We start from the raw sequence: 17,121 nt of genomic DNA on the forward strand, positions 1-17,121 counted from the left end.
TGGGGGGTGCTCGAAACGGCCCTCCACGGGTGGTCTAATATATTCACCAACGCGGCGGACAGAAGTCCGGAAGCCGAACTCCACAGCGGAGATCGGAATTCGTGACAACTGCCCGTCCAGCACCGTGGGGTATGGTGTAATCGGCAGCACGACTGATTCTGGTTCAGTTAGTCTAGGTTCGAGTCCTGGTACCCCAGCGAGCAGATCACCCCGGTGATCTCTCAACGCGGTCCCGTCGTCTAGCGGCCTAGGACGCCGCCCTCTCAAGGCGGTAGCGCGGGTTCAAATCCCGTCGGGACTACAGAGGTAGGAGGCGTGTGCCTGCGGAAAAGCGCAGGCCTCGCCTCCTTCGTCATTGTATTGGGGGGTCGAACCCCCCATGCCCCCCACGGTGCGGTGGTCGCTTGGGGAGGGCTCCTCGCTCTGGGGCTTGTTCCCGGCCTGGTTTCCGACCAGCTGGCTGCTTGGGTGTGTTCGCCTTCGCTTCGCTTGGCTCGGCTTGGTTGGGCTTTGGGGTTTCGCCTTCGCTTCGCTTGGTTGGGGCTTTGGGGTCTTTTCTTTGCTCTTGTTCTGCTGGCTTCTTTGTTCTTTGGCCTTTGTTCTTCTTGTTTGTTGTTTGGGTCACTCTCGTGTTGTTTTTGCTGGTTGTGGGGTTGGGGTGGGGGGTTGTTCGCGGGGGTTTTCGGGTGTTGTATTGTTGTCCCCGTTGCGCGGTCCCGTCGTCTAGCGGCCTAGGACGCCGCCCTCTCAAGGCGGTAGCGCGGGTTCAAATCCCGTCGGGACTACAACGCGAAGGGCCCCGGAGTCATCCGGGGCCCTTCGCTCGTCTTCAGCCTCTCCCGCAGCTCCTACAGCCTGTTCTGCAGGCCTTCTGCTGCTGCCAGCAGGTCGGCGGCCCACCTCGCGCCCGGCCTCCGGCCCATCCGGTCGATCGGGCCCGAGACCGAGATGGCCGCCACCACCTGGCCCTGCGTGTCCCGCACCGGAGCTGACACGCTCGCCACGCCCGCCTCCCGCTCCGCGACGCTCTGAGCCCAACCCCTGCGGCGCACCTCCAGCAGAGTCCGCTCCCCGAACACGGCCTCCGACAGCACCGCGCGCTGCGTCGCCGGATCCGCCCACGCCGCCAAGACCTTCGCGCCCGACCCCGCCGTCATCGACAACGCCGTGCCCACCGGGACCGTGTCGCGCAAACCGCTCGGCGGCTCCGCCGTCGAAATGCACAAGCGCTGCATGCCGTCCCGGCGGTACAGTTGAACGCTCTCACCCGTGACATCCCGGAGTTTGGGCAGCACCGTGGACGCCGCCTCCAGCAGCGGATCCACCGCACCGCCGGCCAGCTCCGCCAGCGCCGCGCCAGGACGCCACCGGCCATCCGACCCGCGGCGCAGCAGGCGATGCGTCTCCAGACCCACCGCCAGCCGATGCGCGGTCGCCCTGGGCAACCCCGTGCGGCCGCACAGTTCCGCCAGGCCGCACGGCTCCTGAGCCACCGCCTGCAGAACGGCCACTGCCTTGTCCAACACTCCGATGCCGCTATGCTGTCCCACGTACCGATACTAACTTCCCGGCATCTGGGAAGTCCACTCTGTGGGAGAGACCCTTCCTCGGGTCTCGGCGCGCTCGACTGGGAGCAGTGATGGGAAAAACGCTCGCGGAGAAGGTGTGGGACGCGCACATCGTGCGCCAAGGTGAGGGGCACGAGCCCGACCTGCTCTACATCGATCTCCACCTGGTGCACGAAGTCACCAGCCCGCAGGCGTTCGAAGGGCTCCGGCTGGCCGGCCGCGAAGTGCGGCGCCCCGACCTGACGATCGCCACCGAAGACCACAACGTCCCCACCGTCGGCCTCGACCTGCCGATCGCCGACCCGGTGTCGCGGACCCAAGTCGAAACGCTGCGCAAGAACTGCGCGGAGTTCGGCATCCGGCTGCACCCGATGGGCGATGCCGAGCAGGGCATCGTGCACGTCGTCGGCCCGCAGCTCGGCCTCACCCAGCCCGGGACGACGGTCGTCTGCGGTGACAGCCACACCTCCACCCACGGCGCGTTCGGCGCGCTGGCCTTCGGCATCGGCACCTCCGAGGTGGAGCACGTGCTGGCCACCCAGACGCTGCCGCTGAGGCCGTTCAAGACGATGGCCATCAACATCGAGGGCTCGCTGCGCCCCGGCGTGACGAGCAAGGACGTCATCCTCGCGGTCATCGCCAAGATCGGCACCGGCGGCGGTCAGGGCTACGTGCTGGAATACCGCGGCGAGGCCGTGCGGCAGCTGTCGATGGAAGCCCGCATGACCATCTGCAACATGTCAATCGAGGCCGGTGCGCGCGCGGGCATGATCGCGCCCGACGAAACGACTTTCGAGTACCTCCAGGGCCGCCCGCACGCCCCCCAGGGCGACGAGTGGGACGCCGCCGTCGAGTACTGGAAGACGCTGCGCACCGACGACGACGCCACCTTCGACGCGGAAGTCACCCTCAACGCCGACGAACTCACCCCGTTCGTCACCTGGGGCACCAACCCCGGCCAGGGCCTGCCGCTGGGTGAGAACGTGCCGGACCCGGAGACCATCGTCGACGAGGGCGAGCGCTTCGCCGCCGAAAAGGCGTTGGCCTACATGGGCTTGACCCCGGGCATGCCGCTGCGCGAGGTCGACGTCGACACGGTCTTCCTGGGCTCCTGCACCAACGGCCGCCTCGAAGACCTGCGGGCCGCCGCGGACGTCATCAGGGGCCGCAAGGTCGCCGAAGGAACCCGGATGCTCGTGGTGCCCGGCTCGATGAAGGTGCGGCTGCAGGCCGAGAGCGAAGGGCTCCACGAGGTTTTCACCGCCGCCGGAGCGGAATGGCGTTCGGCCGGTTGTTCGATGTGCCTGGGCATGAACCCGGACCAGCTGACCCCGGGCGAGCGCAGCGCCTCGACCTCCAACCGCAACTTCGAGGGCAGGCAGGGCAAGGGCGGCCGAACCCACCTGGTTTCCCCGCTGGTGGCCGCCGCCACGGCCGTGCGGGGCACCCTCTCCTCGCCCGAAGACCTCGACTGAGCATCCCCACCACCAGGAGCATCAACGATGGAACCGTTCAAGACGCACACCGGGATCGGCGTCCCGCTGCGCCGGTCCAACGTGGACACCGACCAGATCATCCCGGCCGTGTACCTCAAGCGGGTCTCCCGCACCGGCTTCGAGGACGCCCTGTTCGCCGCCTGGCGCGGTGACGAGGACTTCATCCTCAATCAGGAACCCTTCTCGTCCGGCAGCGTGCTGGTGGCCGGGCCCGACTTCGGCACCGGGTCCTCCCGCGAGCACGCGGTGTGGGCGCTCAAGGACTACGGCTTCCGCGTGGTCATCTCCAGCCGTTTCGCCGACATCTTCCGCGGCAATTCGGGCAAGCAGGGCCTGCTGGCCGCCCAGTGCGAGCAGTCCGATGTGGAGCTGCTCTGGAAGCTGCTGGAGAACGAGCCGGGCACCGCTGTCACGGTGGATCTCCAGGAACTCACCGTGCACGCCAAGGACCTCACCGTGCCCTTCAGCATCGACGACTACACCCGCTGGCGGCTGCTGGAAGGCCTCGACGACATCGGTTTGACGCTGCGCCACGCCGAGACGATCGACACTTTTGAGCGCGGACGCCAAAGTTTCAAACCCGCCACCCTGCCCGCCCGCAAGGGCTGAGGCGAACCCCCGGTCGGGACGGGTTTTTCCTTTCACAGCAGGAAAAATCCGTCCCGATCGGGACAACTTCAGAGTTGCTCCCAGCGCTGCTCGGACCCCGTTGCCCGGACTCGAATGCCCGCGCCCCAAGGAAAAAATGGGGCGTGGCGAATGGCATTTGTTGTTCCGGGGCTTTACCGTTGACATTGAGTCGGCCCAACGGGGCCGTTGTTGTGTCCTGGGAGGGACTGAAGTGAACAAGGCCCAACTGATCGAGGCTCTGGCAGAACGCCTCGGAGACAAGAAGACCGCCAGCCAGGCCGTTGAAGACGTCGTCGACATCATCGTTCGCAACGTCAACAAAGGCGAGAAGGTCAACATCACCGGTTTTGGCGTTTTCGAGAAGCGCGCCCGCGCGGCTCGCGTCGCTCGCAACCCGCGCACCGGTGAGAGCGTGAAGGTCAAGAAGACCAACGTTCCCGCGTTCCGCGCCGGCACCCAGTTCAAGGAAGTCGTGGGCGGCCAGCGGAAGCTTCCGCGCGCGACCACCTCCGGCAAGGCGGCCACCACGCGCGGCGTGACCACGCGCACCGCCTCGGCGAGCAAGACCACCACCGCTCGCAAGGCCACCACCTCGCGTGCCGCGGCCACCAAGACCGCCACCCGCACCACGGCCAAGGCCTCCACCGCCAAGGCTTCGACCGCCAAGGGTTCCACCGCGAAGCCCACCAAGGCGAGCACCGCCAAGGCGGCGCCGAAGCGGGCCACGACCAAGGCCAGCACGGCCAAGGCGGCCCCGGCGAAGGCCTCGACCACCAAGCGGGCCAGCACCGCCAAGGCCTCGACCAAGGCGGCGCCGAAGTCGACCGCGAAGACCACTCGCCCGGCCACCAAGAAGGCCACGACGACGCGCAAGTCCACCAAGAAGTGATCGCTCGCCTCGATTGCGAGCTCCAGTGGACCGAGCGGGCGGCGGCATAGCCCCCATTTCGGGGGCGTGCCGCCGCCCGCTCAAAGCGTTTGGGAAACGCGAGAACCCGCCGCAGCACACGCGGCGGGTCGCTTTCTCCCCGGCCACCCCCGCTCATGAGGGCTCAGAAGCTCGCTGAGCGGCGGAATCAGGTCGGCCGGTCCCCTGCGGCGGACGCGCCCGCGGCGGCGCCGTGCGGCGCGATCAGCGCCCGGCAGGGGTTCTTCGCGGTCAGGCCAGCGGATCCGGAAGGTAGTCGGCCGCCGCGAGGACCGGGTCCGGCGCCTGCCCGCCGTCCGCGGGCTCACCTGGGCGGAAGGCCAGCGTCCACACGCTGCCCTTGCGCGAGGCCACCTCGTCCAGCTCCAGCCCGGCCGAATCGGCCAGCCGCGTCACCAGATCCGGGATGACGCCGCCCTGGCTGCACACCACGCTCGTGCCGCCCTCCGCGGCCACCTCCAGCAGAGCGCGCACGCCCGCGGACGGATCGGCGGAATAGACCTCCTCGGAGAACAGCGGTTCGCTCAGGACGTCGATCCCGCCATCACGCGCCACCGGGGCCACGGTTTGTTCGCAGCGCACGCGCGGGGCGGAATAGATCCGGGAAGGTGCGAACAACGGCAACAGTGAATGCAATGCGTCGCGTTGTTCCCGGCCCGCTTCGCTGAGCGGACGAAGAGCGTCATCTCCGGACCATTCGGATCGCTTGCCCGCTTTTGCGTGCCGAACCAGCAATACGGTTGCGGTTTCGGAGCGGGACTCGTCGAATGCGTCGAGCACTCGCGCATCGTGCGGATAGCTCAACTCCGCACGCGCCTCCTTCAGCGGGAGCCAGCGGAGTTCGTCCACTTCGTCGTTGGGCGCGAACTCGCCACCGCGCAGGCGCGCGGAGAAGTAGTACACGACCTTCGGCGCCAACCCGCCCGTGCGCCTCGGGACCGAGTAGCTCACCTGCGCGAGGGGGCGGGTGAGCGTCGCCTCGAAGCCCGTCTCCTCGACGACCTCGCGGGCCGCCGCGTGCGCCGCGAGCTCTCCCGGGTCGAGCTTTCCCTTGGGCAGCGACCAATCGTCGTAGCGGGGCCGGTGCACCAGCACCACCTCGGGCCCCTGCGGGCTCGGCCGCCACAGCAAGGTCCCCGCCGCGCGCACGAGGGCCGGAACCTCCACCGCCTCGGCAACCGGGATGTCTTCGGTCACGCTCTACTTCCTCAACAAGCCTGTGAACGGTTTACCTACGAGACCTTCGCGCCGTGGCCCGAGAGCATCTCCGTTTGGTGGTCTCGGACCTGTTCGCCGCTGCGCGGGGAGGCTTCCCAGTCTCCCTTGGCGTTGAGCACCCAGCAGCGGGTCGACGGGTGCAGCGCGGAGTCCATCATCGCGTCCAGCTGCGCGGTCAGCTTCGGGTCGGTGACGCTGACCTGGGTTTCGATGCGGCGGTCCAGGTTGCGGTGCATCATGTCCGCGCTGCCCAGCCAGTGCTCGTCGATGCCGACGAAGTGGAACACCCGCGAGTGCTCCAGGAAACGCCCCAGGATCGACCGGACCTCGATGTTCTCGCTGAGCCCCTCCACGCCCGCCTTGAGCGCGCAGATGCCGCGCACCACGACCTGCACCGGAACACCGGCCAGCGAGGCGCGGTAGAGGGCGTCGATGATCTGCTCGTCGACCAGCGAGTTCACCTTCATCCGGACGCCGCAGCTCAAACCTTCCCGGGCGCGCTCGATCTCGGCCTCCACCCGCTCCACGATCCCGTTGCGGATGCCCTGCGGGGACACCAGGATCCGCCGGTAGTCGCCGTGCCGGGCGTAGCCGGTGAGCACGTTGAACAGGTCGGTGAGGTCGGCGCCGATCTCCGGGGAGGCCGTCAGCAGGCCCAGGTCCTCGTACATCCGGGCGGTCTTGGGGTTGTAGTTGCCGGTGCCCAGGTGGCAGTAGCGGCGGATCGTCGACCCCTCCTGGCGCACCACGAGCGAGGTCTTGCAGTGCGTCTTGAGCCCGACCAGGCCGTAGACGACGTGCACGCCCGAGCGTTCCAGGGTGCGCGCCCACTGGATGTTGGCCTGCTCGTCGAACCGCGCCTTGAGCTCCACCAGCGCCACGACCTGCTTGCCGGCTTCGGCCGCGTCGATGAGCGCGTTGACGATCGGCGAGTCACCCGAGGTGCGGTACAGGGTCTGCTTGATGGCCAGCACGTGCGGATCGGCCGCGGCCTGCTCGATGAACCGCTGCACCGAGGTGGAGAACGAGTCGTAGGGGTGGTGCACCAGCACGTCGCCCTCGCGCAGCGTGGAGAAGATGCTCTTGGGCGTCTGCCCCTCGGCGAAGGCCGGGTGCGTGGCGGGCACGAACGGCGCGTTCTTCAGGTCGGGGCGCTGCAGCTTGTCGAGCTGGAACAGGCAGGACAGGTCCAGCAGTCCCTTGACCTCCACCACGTCGTGCTGGTCGACCTCCAGCTCGCGCAGCAGGAGCTCGAGCATGTTCTCGCTCATGGTGTCGGTGACTTCCAGCCGCACCGGCGGGCCGAACCGGCGCCGCGCCAGTTCCCGCTCCATCGCCTGCAGCAGGTCTTCGTCGCGGTCCTCCTCGACCTCCAGGTCGGCGTTGCGGGTGACGCGGAAGATGTGGTGCTCGGAGACCCGCATGCCCGGGAACAGCTTGCTCAGGTGCGCGGCGATGAGCTCTTCCAGCGGCAGGAAGGTGGCCAGCTCGTTCTCGCGGTCGGCCTCCACCCGGATCAGCCGCGGCACGTTGTCGGGGACCTTCACGCGCGCGAAGCGGCGCAGCCCGGCGTCCGGGTCGGTCACCGTCACCGCGAGGTTCAGCGAAAGCCCGGAGATGTAGGGGAACGGGTGCGCGGGGTCGACCGCCAGCGGGGTGAGGACCGGGAAGATGTGGTCCTCGAAGTAGCGGGTGAGCTTGTCCTGGTCGTCAGCGCCGAGCTCGTCCCAGTCCAGGATGCGGATGCCGCTGGCGTCGAGCTCGGGCAGCAGCTCGTCGACGAAGACCCGCCCGAGCTTCTCCATCAGGTCCTGGTTGCGCGCGGCTATGCGCACCAGCTGCTCGTGCGGGGTGAGCCCGTCGGCGCTGCGCACCGACAGCCCGGTCTCCTCGCGGCGCTTCAGCCCGGCGACGCGCACCATGTAGAACTCGTCCAGGTTGGACGCGAAGATCGCCATGAACTTCGCCCGCTCCAGGACCGGCTGCGACTGGTCCTCGGCGAAGGCGAGCACGCGCGCGTTGAAGTCCAGCCAGGACAGCTCCCGGTTGAGGTAGCGGTCCTCCGGCAGGTCCGTGCTGGCCGCCGCCCTGGTCACCGCCGGCGGCGCAGACGGCACCCGCGCACCGCTGTTGGCCGCGGGCAGGGGCTCGGTCGTCTTGCCGTTGCTGCTGGTGCGGCGAGCAGGACGCGGCGCGCGGCTCGCGGCCTTGCCGTTGGACGAGGTGCGCTTGGCGGGCCGCTTCGGCGACCGGTCGCTGCTGTTCGTGCTCACCGCGCCATTGTCACTCAAGAAACCGTTTCAGATCGACCGTCGTGGCCGTTCGCTTGATGTTCGTCTGAGCACAACCGACCCTTCGTGACGTGCGAAGGGAACTTTCCTGCCACCCGCGCCGGTGATGGGGAGATCCGGGCGAGCCGGGGCGCGAGGAGGGGGGACCTCCACGTCACGGGTGCGTGGGAACTTTCCGCTCACCGGCCTCGATCCAGCCGCGCGGCGGTGCGCGGGCCGAGGCCGGTGGCCTTCGCCGAGGTCAGGTCGGCTTCGATGTCGACGTCGCGGCGCAGCGACTCCCACGGGCCGAGCAGGGTTTTCGCACCCGACTCGGAGTGCGCGGAGGCCGAGCCGGGACCGAACTGCGGGTCCAGCGGGCGGTCGGGTTCGGCGAGCAGCAGCGTCGTGCCCTCGCCGGAGTGGTCGGGGCAGAACGAGCGGTCGGTTCCCGCCGCGCGCAGCGCCCAGCCCAGCTCCCCGGAGCGCAGGGCGGGCAGGTCGGCCTGCAGCGCGCCGACGCGGAACACCCCTCGGGCGCGCAGCACCTCGTCGCCGTGCCGCAGCGCGGCGTTGAGGCCGTCGGCGGGATCGTCGGGCAGGACCTCGACGCCGAGCCCGGTGAAGGCCTCGGTCAGCGCTGGATCGGAGGAGACCACCACGACACCGGCGACGCCGCGGGCGCGGCGGGCGGCGGCGACGGTGTCCAGCGCCATCGCGGTGACCAGCTCGAAGTGCCCTGCGGAACCGCGCCCGGCCAGCAGCCGGGACTTGGCGCGGGCCAGGGGCTTGAGCGGCACCAGCAGGTGGACCCCGGTGGTGACGGGCGTGTTCTCGGTGGTCACGGGGTCCATCTTGCGTCAACGCCCCCCGGTGCGGTGGAGGGCTTGCCAACTGCCGCCTGGTTGACGAGGCCGGGGGCCGGGCCGGGTAATTTGACGGGCGCTCGAGACTTGGAGGAGTGGCCGTGGCGGAACCGAGAAACCTCCGACGCCAGCGGAGGCAGACCAGCGAGAAGGCACACGGGATGGGCATCTTCTGGTTGGGCCTGGCCCGCTGGGTGTTCTACCCGCTGACCCACCTGCTCGCGCGCGTCCGAGTGCGCGGGGCGCACAACATCCCGGCCGAGGGTGGTGCGCTGATCGTGCTCAACCACGTCTCCCACCTCGACCCGGTCTTCGACGCGGTCACCGTTCACCGCGCCGCCCGGGTTCCCCGGTTCATGGCCAAGAACAGCCTGTGGAACGTGCCGGTGCTCAAGAACGTGCTGGTCGGCGTCGATCAGATCCCGGTCTACCGGGGCACGGCCGACGCCCAGAAGAGCCTGCGCGCCGCGCACTCGGGCCTGGAGCGCGGCAAGGTCCTGGTGATCTACCCGGACGGCACCATCACCAAGGACCCCGACGGCTGGCCGATGACGCCGAAGGTCGGCGTCGCGCGGCTCGCGCTGGCCAACGACGTCCCGGTCATCCCCGCGGCCCGCTACGGCACCCGCGAGATCTACGACCACTACAACAAGAAGTTCCGGCCCTTCCCTCGCAAGACCGTGAACTACGTCTTCGGCGAGCCGCTGGACCTGTCGGCCTACCGCGGCGCCGACCCCGACGTGGAGACGATCCGCGAGGTCACGACCCTGGCCATGACGCGGGTCCGGGAACTGCTCGGCGAGATCCGCGAGGAGCAGCCGCCCACCGAGTTCTACTCGTCCGCGCGGAAGAACAAGGGGACCGATGGGGCAGCCTGAGCGGATCGCGGTGCTGGGCGCTGGGTCCTGGGGGACCACGTTCGCGAAGGTGCTCGCCGACGCGGGCAACGACGTCGCCCTGTGGGCGCGGCGTCCGCAGGTGGCGCAGGAGATCAACGAAACCCGTTGCAACGACTCCTACCTGCCCGGCGTCGAACTGCCCGAGCGGCTGCGCGCCACCGACGACGCCGCCGAGGCGGTGCACGCCGCCGAGTTCGTGGTGCTGGCGGTGCCCAGCCAGACGCTGCGCGAGAACCTCGCGGGTTGGCAGCCGCTGCTGCCCGCGGACACGACTCTGGTGAGCCTGGCCAAGGGCGTGGAGCTGAGCACCCTCAAGCGGATGAGCCAGGTCGTCGCCGAGGTCGCCGACGTGCCGATGGAGCGGGTCGCGGTCGTGTCCGGACCCAACCTCGCCAAGGAGATCGCCGCGGGCCAGCCCACCGCGACCGTCGTGGCCTGCCCCGACGAGGAACGCGCGGTGGCGCTGCAGAAGGCCTGCTTCACGTCGTACTTCCGGCCCTACACCAACACCGACATGGTGGGCATCGAGATCTCCGGTGCCTGCAAGAACGTCATCGCCCTGGCTTGCGGCATCGCGGCGGGCCTCGGTTTCGGGCACAACACGATGTCGTCGCTGATCACGCGGGGTCTGGCGGAGACGGCGCGGCTGGGCGTCGCGCTGGGCGCCGACCAGATGACCTTCGCCGGGCTGGCGGGTCTGGGCGACCTGGTGGCGACCTGCTCGTCGCCGCTGTCGCGCAACCGGACCTTCGGCGAGCGGCTGGGCAGGGGGGAGACGCTCGCCCAGGCGCAGGAGGCTGCCCACGGGCAGGTCTCGGAGGGCGTGAAATCCTGCTCGTCGATCCGCCAGCTGGCAGACCGGCACGGCGTGGAGATGCCCATCACCGACGTGGTGCACCGGGTGTGCCACGAGGGGCTGGAGCCGGGGCCGGCCACGGCGGAGTTGCTGGGACGCGAGCGCAAGGCCGAATGAACCGGTCGCCGCACTCGCGTCGATCGCGAGTGCAGGAGTGACCAAAGTGGATCTTGGGGATTTCGGCGACGGAACGCGCGTGGTGCACGGCGGGCACCCGGAGCCCGAGGCGGGCGCGCCGCTGCTGCCGGGGCCGGTGTTCGCCGCGCCGTACCACCTCGGCGAGACCGGGCCGAGCGGTGATTTCTACGGTCGCGCGGGCAATCCCACCTGGCGCGCGCTGGAATCGGCGATCGGCGAGCTCGACGGCGGGCACTGCGTGCTGCTGCCCTCGGGCATGGCGGCGATCAGCACGCTGCTGCGCTCGGTGCTGAAGGTCGGCGACAAGCTGGTGCTGCCCTCGGACGGTTACTACGCCTCGCGCCAGTTCGTCACCGACGAGCTGGCCGAGCTCGACCTGGACGTGCGGGAGATCCCCACGCCCGGCCCGTGGACCGACGACGTCTTCGCCGGTGCGCGGCTGGTGCTGCTGGAAACCCCGTCCAACCCGGGCGGGGACGTCTGCGACATCGCGGCGCTGGCCGAGCGCGCCCACGCCGCAGGCGCGCTGCTGGCCGTCGACAACACCACCGCGACCCCGCTGGGGCAGCGACCGCTGGAGCTCGGCGCCGACATCGTCATCGCCAGCGACACCAAGGCCCTGTCCGGGCACAGCGACATCCTGCTGGGGCACGTGTCGGTGCGCGACGAGGAGCTCGCGAACCGCCTGCTGCGCGCGCGTTCCCTGTCCGGGGCGATCCCCGGCCCGTTCGAGACGTGGCTGGCGCACCGCAGCATGGGAACCCTCGACCTGCGCCTGTCGCGGCAGGCCGAGAACGCCGCCGCCCTCGTCGAAGCCCTCTCCGAGCACCCGGCCGTGAGCGGTCTGCGCTGGCCGGGCTGGGCGCAGGACCCGTCGCACGCCTTGGCGCGCGAGCAGATGCGCCGCTTCGGCGGGGTGTTCCGCTTCGAACTCGCCGACGCCGACGCGGTGCAGTCCTTCCTCGCCAAGTCCCGCCTGGTCGTCGCCGCCACGAGCTTCGGCGGTCTGCACTCCACCGCTGATCGCCGAGCCCAGTGGGGCGACCCGGTTCCCGAGGGCTTCGTCCGCTTCTCAGCAGGCTGCGAAAACCCCGAGGACCTCGTCCAAGACGTCCTCCAAGCCCTCTCCTGACCCCCTCGCATTACCTCGTCGAACCACTCCAGTCCCACCCGCACCCTCACCTCGGGCGCGGGTGGGACGGATTACTCCGGTAATCGGAGTCCTGATTACGGCGGCAATCCGGGTGCTTCGACGGAATACCGGCGTAATCGGGTGGCGGAATACCGGCGTTATCGGGCCACCCTCACCCTGACGGGTGTGAAGTGGGTCGCGGGTTGTGGGGGCGGAGGTGGGATCTGGTTGACGGCGGGGCGAGGGGCTGGTTCAGTACGTGGCGTGTTGAAGCGCGAGTTCACCGGCCGACGGGGTCACATCGACCTGCACCGCGTCGCCAGCGCGCTCTGTTCGTGTTCTTCGTGTTGATCGATCTCATCCACTTCCCGGGTTGACCGCGGCGTCCTAGCGCGCCTGCGCCCCGGGGTTCGTTCACGATCTTCGAAGGACTTCCACCGTGTTCGCCGTTCCGCCCAACACCGTTGCCGCGCCCGCCGACCTGAGCATCGCGCACCCGGCCCGCATCGCCCGCGAGTTCGCCGCCGACCGCGAATCCTGGGCGCACCTGCTGCGCTACGACGCCGATGAGCGCTGGGCCGGGCTGCTCGCCCGCACTGACGCCTACGAGGCGTGGCTGCTGAGCTGGCTGCCCGGCCAGCACACCGACCTGCACGACCACGGCGGCGCCACCGGCGCTTTCACCGTGGTGCAGGGGAACCTGACCGAACGGGTCGCCCGGCCCGGCAACTCCGAGGTGCTGCACGCGCTGACCACCGGCCAGTCCCGGGTCTTCGGACCGAACTACGCCCACCAGGTCAGCAACCTCAGCGCCGACCCGGCGGTGACGATCCACGTCTACCGCCCGCAGCGCGCCAACCGCACGATCCGGGGCTGATCGGCTCAACGCCGCAGAACGTGCTCCGGCACGGGCAGTTCCGCGATCAGGTCGGACGACGGGACGGGTTCGCCCCAGGTCTGGCGCAGCGGCAGGACCCCGGCCCAGGCCTCGTTCGCCTCGACGTCCTCGGCGTCGTCGCCGGGGTCGCCGCTGCGGATCTTCACCGACGCCTCGGTGAGGTCCAGCGCGAGGACGGCGGTGGCGGCGAGCTCCTTCTTGCTGGGCTGGCGCGCGTAGTCCCACGATCCCGGCGCGAGCTGCTCGGTGATCACCCGCAGGCCTTCCCAGCGCTCGTCGGCGTCCTCGACGCGCCGGATCCGCCCGTGGATCACCGCCGACCGGTAGTTGATGGAGTGGTGCATCATCGACCGGGAGTAGACGACGCCGTCCACGATCGTCACCGACACGCACACCTCGTTGGCTTCCCGGAGGCTCCGCGCACCGGTCGATCCGTGCAGGTAGAGCGTGTCGCCGCGACGTCCGTAGCCGGTGGGCAGCACGCGCGGCGAACCGTCGACCACCACGGCGAGGTGGCAGACCAGACCGGCGTCGAGCGTCGCGCGCAGGTCGGTGCGGTCGGTGCGCGCCCGGTGGGCGCCCCGGCGGATGGTGGACCGTTCGGTGGGGGAGAGCTGCGAAGTCACGTCGCCAGCATCACCCGCAGAAGTGGCATCATCGAAGTGCCAATCAGGGAGAATTTCGAAATGCCACACGACGTGCCCGCGGCCAGCTCGCCGCTGCTGGAACTGGCCATCGACCTGCACCGGGACGCCGATCTGCCGCTCGCGGTCCAGCTCGCCGACGCGCTGCGGCACGCCGCCACCATCGGCCAGCTGCGCGGCGGCGACCGGCTGCCGTCCACGCGCGCCCTGGCCCGGCACCTGGCCGTGAGCCGCACCGTCACGGCCGCCGCCTACGAGCAGCTGCACGCCGAGGGCTGGATCGTCGGGCGGCGCGGCTCGGGCACCTTCGTCACCACCAGTCCGCCCGGGGCGCGCACCGATGCCGTGCCGCCGCCGGTCATGCAGCACCGGCACGCCGAACGCCCGATGATCGTGCTGGTCCCCGGGGTGCCGTGGGCCGACGGCATCGATCGCGCGACCTGGCGCCGGGCCTGGCGCGCGGCCGCCGACACCGTTCCTGACCTGCGCCCGCAGCGCGCCGGGCTGCTCAGCTACCGCGAGGCGGTCGTGGAACACCTGCTGCGCCACCGGGGTCTGGTCGTCGGTGGCTGGACGGCGGAGAACGTGCTGGCCACCGGCGGAACCAGCACCGCGCTCGGGGAACTCGCCGCCGCCGTGCTGCCGCGCGGCGCGAAGGTCGCCGTCGAGGAACCCGGCTACCAGCGCGCGGTGGGGGCGTTGAAAGCAGCCGGGATGGAGGTCGTGCCCGCGCCCGTCGACCACTCCGGCCTGGTGGTCGAGGACGTTCCGAGCGGAGTCGCGGCCGTCTACTGCTCACCGGCGCACCAGTTCCCGATCGGCGGGAGGCTCCCGGCGGAGCGCCGCATCGCTCTCATCGAACGCGCCCGCGACGGGGGCTGGCTGATCGTCGAGGACGACTACGACGGCGAACTCCGCTACGACGTCGCACCGCTCCCGGTGCTCGCCTCGATGGCCCCGGACGTCGTGGTGCACCTGGGCACCACCAGCAAGATCCTCACCCCGACGCTCGGCGTCGGCTGGATGCTCGGCGCCGAGAAGATCACCACGGCCGTGCAGCGGCACCGCGAGCGCATCGGCGCGAGCCCGGCCCCGGCGGGCCAGCGGGTGCTGGTGGAACTCGCCCGCCACGGCGATCTCGGCAGGCACCTGCGCCGGCTGCGCCGGGAGCTCTCGCAGCGCCGCGCGATCGTCGTAGACCGGCTGGCCGCCGAGGGGGTCGGAGTGTTCGGCGACCGCGCGGGCGCCCACGTCGTGCTGCCGCTGCCCGACGGCGAAACCGAGCAGCGCGTCCTCGACGACGCCGCCGAGCGCGGACTCGTCCTCGACGGGCTGCGACGCCACCACGACGGACCGCAGCGGTGGTGCGGAATCGCCCTCGGCTACGCCGCCTGCACCCGCGACGAACTCGAATCTGCCCTGCCGATCGTGGCCGAGCTGTGCGGAAAAGCAGACGGGTGATGTCCGATACCGCATCGTGTCGCGAGCGGGAGGGCTTCGTAAAACGACCGGAGCGCAGCCGGGGTATGGTCCCGGCCATGACTTCGCGCAAGACCCGGGTGGCCGTCGTTTTCGGCGGCCGCAGCACCGAGCACGGCATCTCCTGCGTGTCCGGCGGCAGCGTGCTCGCCCACCTGGACCAGGACCGTTTCGAGATCGTGCCGGTGGGCATCACCCAGGAAGGCGCCTGGGTGCTCGGCACCGACGACCCGAAGCAGCTGGAGATCCGGAACCGCGAGGAACCCCGCGTGGTCTCCGGCACCGCGCTGGCCCTGCCGGGTGACCCCACGCGCCAGGAACTGGTGCTGCTCGAACCGGGCAAGGGCGGCGAGGTGCTCTCCGGTGTCGACGTCGTCTTCCCGGTGCTGCACGGAGCCTTCGGCGAGGACGGCACCATCCAGGGCCTGCTGGAGATGGCCGACGTGCCCTACGTGGGACCGGGCGTGCTCTCCAGCGCGGTGTCGATGGACAAGGAGTACACCAAGAAGCTGCTCGCGGCCGAGGGCATCGAGGTCGGCACCTACGAGGTGCTGCGCCGCGGCCAGGGGACGCTGACCGAGGAGCAGCGCGAGCGGCTCACCCTGCCGGTGTTCGTCAAGCCCGCGCGCGCAGGATCGTCGCTGGGCATCACCAAGGTCACCGACTGGGCCGACCTGGACGACGCGATCGCCGAGGCCCGGCGCACCGACCCGAAGGTCATCATCGAGACCGGGGTGACCGGGCGTGAGATCGAGTGCGGTGTCCTGGAGTTCCCCGACGGGCGCGTCGAGGCCTCGCAGCCCGCCGAGCTGCGGGTCACCGGTGAGAGCGACTGGTACGACTACGAATCGAAGTACCTCGACGACGTCACCGAGTTCGACCTGCCCGCCAAGATCAGCGATGAGCACACCGCCGAGCTGCGCGACATGGCGGTGCGCGCCTTCGCCGCGCTGGAGTGCCAGGGACTGGCCCGCGTCGACTTCTTCCTCTCCGACGAGGGCCAGCTGATCATCAACGAGGTCAACACGATGCCGGGCTTCACCTCGATCTCGCTGTACCCGCGCATGTGGGCGCACAGCGGCATCGACTACCCGACGCTGCTGACCACCCTCATCGACACCGCGCTGGCCCGCGGCACCGGCCTCCGCTGACGCGCACCAGGGGGGGACACCCCCAGCCCACGGAGGATGCAGGGGGGGTGGGCCCCGGGGCGGCGGCGACGGTCACGGGAAGACGGGTTGCTCGGGGAGCGTTGCCTTGATGAGGCTGGAGAGGTCCTGCAACGGGCCCGTGCCGGTGTCGGCCGGGGCGCTCAGCGCCACGTAGACCGGGCGGTCGACGGCCAGCCACGAGGAATCCCCGCCCTGGTTGATCTCCAGCCAGCTGACCCCGGAGACGTCCATCAGCTGCGACGTCGGGGTCAGCTCGGCGGGTGCGTCGATGCCGCAGCGCACGGTCACCGGGTCGTGCTCGGCGTCGCCCCAGGCGACGGTGGCGGCGGGCGCGGGCTCGGCCAGCGGCCGACGCGGAACCGGTGCGCCACCGATCGTCAGCTCGGCGGGCAGCGCGGACATCACCGAGGCGCACTCCGCTGACTGCGCTTTCGGCGCCGGGATCGGCGGTGCCGCCAGCGGTCCCGTCCGGCGCGCGGCCTCGGCGGCCCGGGCTTCCTCCCGCAGGCGGTGCTCGCCGTACCAGCCGTAGACGCCGACACCTGCCACCCCCGCGGCCAGCAGCACGCCGAGCGCGATCGCGATGATCAAAACCGGCTTGGGAACGCCGGATCCCTCGTGCTCAACCACGTTCCCCACTACAGCACCACGTGCTGACCCGTCCGGAGGAGGGGCACCTCAGAGGTGAACCACCGGACAGGTCAGCGTCCGGGTGATGCCGTCGACGTTCTGGATCTTGGCGACGACCATCTTGCCGAGGAGGTCGACGTTCTCGGCTTCGGCGCGCACGATGACGTCGTACGGACCGGTGACGTCCTCGGCGCTGATGACGCCGGCGGACCCGGCGATCTCGCCGGCGACTGCGGCTGCCTTGCCGACCTCGGTCTGGATGAGGATGTATGCCTGTACCACGGCGTGCCCCTTCGT

General features: G+C 70.1%; 16 protein-coding genes and 3 tRNA genes. 12 read left to right on the plus strand and 7 right to left on the minus strand.

Going from position 1 to position 17,121, the window contains the following annotated elements; translation table 11 throughout:
* Positions 1-125: 125 nt before the first annotated feature.
* From R4I43_RS05090 to R4I43_RS05100, 3 genes are all read left to right on the plus strand, one after another.
* Positions 126-197: transfer RNA gene (locus R4I43_RS05090), tRNA-Gln, on the plus strand.
* A gap of 31 nt (positions 198-228) precedes the next feature.
* Positions 229-301, plus strand: a tRNA-Glu gene (locus tag R4I43_RS05095).
* Between the two features lie 411 nt (positions 302-712).
* A tRNA-Glu gene (locus R4I43_RS05100) sits at positions 713-785 on the plus strand.
* Between the two features lie 63 nt (positions 786-848).
* On the opposite strand, the gene R4I43_RS05105 is transcribed toward R4I43_RS05100, so the two are convergent.
* On the minus strand, positions 849-1,550 hold the full coding sequence (locus R4I43_RS05105) for an IclR family transcriptional regulator (protein WP_324264343.1): 702 nt from the start codon (positions 1,548-1,550) through the stop codon (positions 849-851).
* Between the two features lie 89 nt (positions 1,551-1,639).
* On the opposite strand from R4I43_RS05105, the gene leuC reads away from it, so the two are divergent.
* The 3 genes from leuC (at position 1,640) to R4I43_RS05120 (ending at position 4,583) form a co-directional block, all read left to right on the plus strand.
* On the plus strand, positions 1,640-3,043 hold the full coding sequence (gene leuC, locus R4I43_RS05110) for a 3-isopropylmalate dehydratase large subunit (RefSeq protein WP_324264344.1): 1,404 nt from the start codon (positions 1,640-1,642) through the stop codon (positions 3,041-3,043).
* 27 nt (positions 3,044-3,070) lie between these two features.
* A complete protein-coding gene (gene leuD, locus R4I43_RS05115) occupies positions 3,071-3,673 on the plus strand; it encodes a 3-isopropylmalate dehydratase small subunit (protein ID WP_324264345.1) in 603 nt (200 codons plus the stop codon).
* A 232-nt stretch (positions 3,674-3,905) separates the two neighbouring features.
* Positions 3,906-4,583, plus strand: coding sequence for an HU family DNA-binding protein (locus tag R4I43_RS05120; RefSeq protein ID WP_324264346.1), 678 nt, complete (start codon positions 3,906-3,908; stop codon positions 4,581-4,583).
* A 270-nt stretch (positions 4,584-4,853) separates the two neighbouring features.
* On the opposite strand, the gene R4I43_RS05125 is transcribed toward R4I43_RS05120, so the two are convergent.
* The 3 genes from R4I43_RS05125 to cofC form a co-directional block, all read right to left on the minus strand.
* Entirely contained in the window at positions 4,854-5,819 is a 966-nt protein-coding gene (locus R4I43_RS05125) for an NUDIX hydrolase (protein ID WP_324264347.1), read from the minus strand.
* A 35-nt stretch (positions 5,820-5,854) separates the two neighbouring features.
* Positions 5,855-8,113 carry an RNA degradosome polyphosphate kinase gene (locus tag R4I43_RS05130; protein WP_324264348.1) on the minus strand — a complete coding sequence of 753 codons (2,259 nt, stop codon included), beginning with the start codon at positions 8,111-8,113 and terminating at the stop codon, positions 5,855-5,857.
* A gap of 197 nt (positions 8,114-8,310) precedes the next feature.
* Complete coding sequence (gene cofC, locus R4I43_RS05135) at positions 8,311-8,955, minus strand: 2-phospho-L-lactate guanylyltransferase (RefSeq protein WP_324264349.1); 645 nt, start codon at positions 8,953-8,955, stop codon at positions 8,311-8,313.
* A 122-nt stretch (positions 8,956-9,077) separates the two neighbouring features.
* Here cofC and R4I43_RS05140 point away from each other — a divergent pair, with 122 nt between their 5' ends.
* From R4I43_RS05140 to R4I43_RS05155, 4 genes are all read left to right on the plus strand, one after another.
* Positions 9,078-9,854, plus strand: coding sequence for a lysophospholipid acyltransferase family protein (locus R4I43_RS05140; RefSeq protein ID WP_324264350.1), 777 nt, complete (start codon positions 9,078-9,080; stop codon positions 9,852-9,854).
* Positions 9,841-10,848, plus strand: coding sequence for an NAD(P)H-dependent glycerol-3-phosphate dehydrogenase (locus tag R4I43_RS05145; RefSeq protein ID WP_324264351.1), 1,008 nt, complete (start codon positions 9,841-9,843; stop codon positions 10,846-10,848). Before R4I43_RS05140 ends, R4I43_RS05145 begins: the two co-directional genes overlap by 14 nt.
* Positions 10,849-10,894: 46 nt before the next feature.
* Positions 10,895-12,001: a cystathionine gamma-lyase gene (locus R4I43_RS05150; RefSeq protein ID WP_324264352.1), complete on the plus strand. Its 1,107-nt coding sequence runs from the start codon at positions 10,895-10,897 to the stop codon at positions 11,999-12,001.
* A gap of 439 nt (positions 12,002-12,440) precedes the next feature.
* Entirely contained in the window at positions 12,441-12,878 is a 438-nt protein-coding gene (locus R4I43_RS05155; RefSeq protein WP_324264353.1) for a cysteine dioxygenase, read from the plus strand.
* 5 nt (positions 12,879-12,883) lie between these two features.
* Here R4I43_RS05155 and R4I43_RS05160 read toward each other — a convergent pair whose 3' ends face one another.
* Entirely contained in the window at positions 12,884-13,525 is a 642-nt protein-coding gene (locus R4I43_RS05160) for a pyridoxamine 5'-phosphate oxidase family protein (RefSeq protein WP_324264354.1), read from the minus strand.
* A 60-nt stretch (positions 13,526-13,585) separates the two neighbouring features.
* Between R4I43_RS05160 and pdxR the strand changes: the two genes are divergently transcribed.
* The gene (gene pdxR, locus R4I43_RS05165; protein WP_324264355.1) at positions 13,586-15,004 is read left to right on the plus strand and encodes a MocR-like pyridoxine biosynthesis transcription factor PdxR; all 1,419 of its coding nucleotides are present in this window, start codon (positions 13,586-13,588) and stop codon (positions 15,002-15,004) included.
* Positions 15,005-15,081: 77 nt separating this feature from the next.
* Positions 15,082-16,173: a D-alanine--D-alanine ligase family protein gene (locus tag R4I43_RS05170; RefSeq protein WP_324264356.1), complete on the plus strand. Its 1,092-nt coding sequence runs from the start codon at positions 15,082-15,084 to the stop codon at positions 16,171-16,173.
* Between the two features lie 72 nt (positions 16,174-16,245).
* Here the strand turns inward: R4I43_RS05170 and R4I43_RS05175 are convergent, their stop codons facing one another.
* Together R4I43_RS05175 and R4I43_RS05180 are read right to left on the minus strand one after the other, a co-directional pair.
* A complete protein-coding gene (locus R4I43_RS05175; protein ID WP_324264357.1) occupies positions 16,246-16,833 on the minus strand; it encodes a DUF3515 domain-containing protein in 588 nt (195 codons plus the stop codon).
* Positions 16,834-16,872: 39 nt separating this feature from the next.
* Positions 16,873-17,106, minus strand: a complete 234-nt coding sequence (locus R4I43_RS05180; protein ID WP_324264637.1) for an Lrp/AsnC ligand binding domain-containing protein — start codon at positions 17,104-17,106, stop codon at positions 16,873-16,875.
* Positions 17,107-17,121: the final 15 nt, after the last annotated feature.

The sequence above is a fragment of the Saccharopolyspora mangrovi genome (genome assembly GCF_035320975.1).
In the GTDB taxonomy this organism is placed as follows: domain Bacteria; phylum Actinomycetota; class Actinomycetes; order Mycobacteriales; family Pseudonocardiaceae; genus Saccharopolyspora; species Saccharopolyspora mangrovi.